Source organism: Vibrio aestuarianus (assembly GCF_012395185.1).
In the GTDB taxonomy this organism is placed as follows: domain Bacteria; phylum Pseudomonadota; class Gammaproteobacteria; order Enterobacterales; family Vibrionaceae; genus Vibrio; species Vibrio aestuarianus.
Genome location: NZ_JAAZTU010000079.1, coordinates 1 through 3,079, shown reverse-complemented (window position 1 = coordinate 3,079; position 3,079 = coordinate 1). Strand labels below are relative to the sequence as shown.

The 3,079-nt window shown below is 42.8% G+C and carries 3 protein-coding genes and 2 pseudogenes; 4 read left to right on the top strand and 1 reads right to left on the bottom strand.

All coding sequences use genetic code 11. The annotated features are described in order from the left end of the window. Nucleotides 1–211 precede the first annotated feature (211 nt). From HGG78_RS18525 to HGG78_RS18510, 4 genes and pseudogenes are all read left to right on the top strand, one after another. Complete coding sequence (locus tag HGG78_RS18525) at nucleotides 212–1,258, top strand: NAD-dependent epimerase (RefSeq protein ID WP_172533786.1); 1,047 nt, start codon at nucleotides 212–214, stop codon at nucleotides 1,256–1,258. After that, nucleotides 1,258–2,175: an NAD-dependent epimerase/dehydratase family protein gene (locus HGG78_RS18520; protein WP_172533785.1), complete on the top strand. Its 918-nt coding sequence runs from the start codon at nucleotides 1,258–1,260 to the stop codon at nucleotides 2,173–2,175. The genes HGG78_RS18525 and HGG78_RS18520 overlap by 1 nt, the downstream gene beginning before the upstream one ends. Then, the gene (locus HGG78_RS18515) at nucleotides 2,172–2,720 is read left to right on the top strand and encodes a sugar transferase (protein ID WP_172533784.1); all 549 of its coding nucleotides are present in this window, start codon (nucleotides 2,172–2,174) and stop codon (nucleotides 2,718–2,720) included. The genes HGG78_RS18520 and HGG78_RS18515 overlap by 4 nt, the downstream gene beginning before the upstream one ends. A gap of 104 nt (nucleotides 2,721–2,824) precedes the next feature. Beyond that, a pseudogene (locus tag HGG78_RS18510) lies at nucleotides 2,825–2,974 on the top strand (IS1595 family transposase); the annotation flags it as partial. Here the strand turns inward: HGG78_RS18510 and HGG78_RS18505 are convergent. Continuing rightward, nucleotides 2,953–3,079, bottom strand: a pseudogene (locus tag HGG78_RS18505) (IS4 family transposase); the annotation flags it as partial. The pseudogenes HGG78_RS18510 and HGG78_RS18505 overlap by 22 nt on opposite strands.

The window sequence follows — 3,079 nt, the reverse complement described above, 5'->3', positions numbered from 1 at the left end:
TAAGTCGCTTTAAGTGTAGTTCAGGGCAGAATTGGTAAAGAGAATCGTGTAGGATATTGAGTTCACACATCTTGCTGTCTGGTCAGTTGATTTTTAGCAGAACTATTTGATCACATGGCAAGATGTGCATCCAGCTTAACTTGATGATTTTTATAAAAATCATCAGGGAATTCCTCAGTACAAATCGCCCAGATTGAAATTGGAAGTAAATATGAGATATTTGGTTACCGGCGTAGCCGGATTTATTGGCAGTGCCGTTGCTGAAAAGCTCCTATCTTTTGGATATGAAGTTGTCGGTATCGATAGCATCAATGATTACTATGATGTCGAGTTAAAGCATGCAAGACTGCATAGAATTCAAGCGCCTGCATTTGAGTTTGTGCAAATGGACATCGCTGATGGTCTTGCGCTGGAAACTCTCTTTTCAGAGCACAAGTTTGACCGAGTTATTCATTTGGCAGCTCAAGCGGGTGTTCGTTATTCAATCGATAATCCGCAAGCTTATGCAAGCTCCAATTTAGTTGGTCATTTGAACATCCTTGAAGCTTGCCGAAACCATAAAGTAGGTCATTTGGTTTACGCTTCTTCAAGTTCAGTTTATGGCTTGAATGAAAAGGTCCCATTCTCAACGTCTGACTCGGTCGATCACCCTGTGTCACTTTATGCCGCGACGAAAAAATCAAACGAGTTGATGTCTCACAGTTATTCCCACCTGTATGATATCCCAACGACAGGGCTGCGCTTTTTCACGGTTTATGGTTCTTGGGGGCGCCCTGATATGGCTCCTTTCATCTTCGCTAAGAAGATATTTGCCGGTGAAACAATCGACATTAATAACAATGGTGATATGTGGCGCGACTTCACGCATGTTAAAGACATTGTTGAGGGGGTTGTGCGGATTGCAGATGTGGTTCCACAGCGAACTAATGAGTGGAAAGTCGAAACAGGTACACCTGCATCGAGCTCTGCACCATACTCTGTTTATAATATTGGTCACGGCTCACCGGTGAGCTTGATCGACTTCATTAAAGCACTTGAAGCTGAAATTGGCATTGAAGCTAAGAAAAACTTCAGAGAGATGCAGCCTGGAGATGTTTATCGAACTTATGCAGATACAACTGATTTGTTCAAGGCGACAGGCTATAAGCCTCAGGTGAACTTGGAAAAAGGTGTTGCTGAGTTTGTTGCATGGTACCGCGATCATTACTCAGTTAAGTTGTTGTCAAATTACAATGTTAACCAAAATAGTCTCGATTGATGAATATATTACTGACTGGTAGCAGTGGCTTCGTAGGAAGTCATTTTAGCAGCGACACTAGCATAAAGCGCATTGTTGTACGCGAAAATGATAATTGTGATCATTGGGAGTGCGAGCAATATACGATTAGTGCGCTCAATGGACAAACAGATTGGTCTGGTGCTTTTAGTGATATAGGTGCCATAATCCATCTTGCTGCGCTTGCTCACTCACGAACATTCACTAGTGATGATTACCAGCAGGTAAACGTGGATGGTGCATTACATTTAGCTCGCGAAGCTGCATTGGCTGGTGTCAAAAGGTTTGTATTTGTTAGCTCGATTGGTGTGCATGGTCCGAACACCTTTAAAGAACCATTTACACCAACTAGCCCACTTGTACCTGACAATGATTATACGCGATCCAAGCTCTCCGCTGAGCAAGGCTTGAAGACAATTGCAAAAGAGACTGGGCTTGAAGTCGTTATAGTTAGACCAACACTAGTGTATGGGGCAGATGCTCCGGGTAATTTCGGGTTATTGAGTAAACTTATAGCACGAGTTCCGTTCCTTCCATTTGGCTCAATTAAAAATAAGCGTGATTTTATCTCAGCACAGAACCTAGCTGACCTGCTTTTACGTTGTGCTACGCATTCAAACGCGAGTGGTCATGTGTTTTTAGCAAGTGAAGGACAGACAGTATCGGTAGGTGAGTTTACTAACCAAATTGCGCGAGGGTTGAATCGAAAAATTATTCAATTTCCAGTCCCCGCTGGTTTATTTAGACTTGCTGGTCGATTGACAGGTAAAACACAGCTAGTCGAACAGTTAGTTGGTAACCTACACGTTGATAATTCAAATTTGAAACAACAGTTGAACTGGATACCTCCATACTCGATGGAAGAAGTTATGTCGCAACTAAATAAAGGACGAAAATGATTCGTATAATAGATTTTTTGGCAGCTTTTTTTGGTTTGCTGTTTCTGTGGCCAGTTCTTCTGGTTGTTGTCGTGTTGGGGATGTTTGATACTGGCTCTCCAATTTTCGTTCAAGAACGAGTTGGGCGTAACAAGAAACCTTTTAAGCTAATCAAGTTTCGTACGATGTCTGTGGACACGAAGTCAGTAGCTAGTCATTTAGCCACCAACGCTTCAATTACAAAGCTGGGTAGCTTTCTTCGTAAAACTAAAATTGATGAATTGCCGCAGTTAATTAATGTGGTTAAAGGTGAGATGAGTTTAGTCGGCCCTCGACCCAATTTATTTAATCAGGAAGAGTTGATTAAAGAGCGCGATGTACTGGGTGTTTATGATGTGTTACCGGGCATCACTGGGCTGGCTCAAGTGCAGAACATCGATATGTCAACCCCTGAGCTTTTGGCTAAAACGGACAAGCAGATGATAGATTCGTTGACTCTTAAAGACTATTTCAAGTACATCTTAATGACAGCGACGGGCAGTGGCTCGGGTGATGCCGTTAAATAGTCAGATGAGCCTCGGGTGTTTAATGTTCGGTCAGGCTTTCCAATGGCTATGTTCTCTTTAACTGTTGTTATACTTAAAGTAGGCAACGATTGGAGGGAACTCCTATGCTTCAGTCACAGTTCCACAAGCTTATAAAACTGCTACCCAAGCTCACCGATAATCAATCTGTACTACTCGAACAATTCTTGAAAGGAGTTGAACCTGTCTCGCAAGTCATTCGTGAACTTGAACAAAGATTCGTCGCCAGCACCCAAGGCTCCTTGGTCGCGGCAGAGTATATTTTCGGTGATGGATGATGGCAGTTGGTTCGCGTCGAACGCTGGTTTTTTCTTCCTTTGGGTAACGACTTATAGAGTGCC

Excerpts from the sequence above, each read along its gene's own strand:
- HGG78_RS18525 (WP_172533786.1), top strand. The coding sequence starts at position 212 with ATGAGATATTTGGTTACCGGCGTAGCCGGATTTATTGGCAGTGCCGTT.
- HGG78_RS18520 (WP_172533785.1), top strand. The coding sequence starts at position 1,258 with ATGAATATATTACTGACTGGTAGCAGTGGCTTCGTAGGAAGTCATTTT.
- HGG78_RS18515 (WP_172533784.1), top strand. The coding sequence starts at position 2,172 with ATGATTCGTATAATAGATTTTTTGGCAGCTTTTTTTGGTTTGCTGTTT.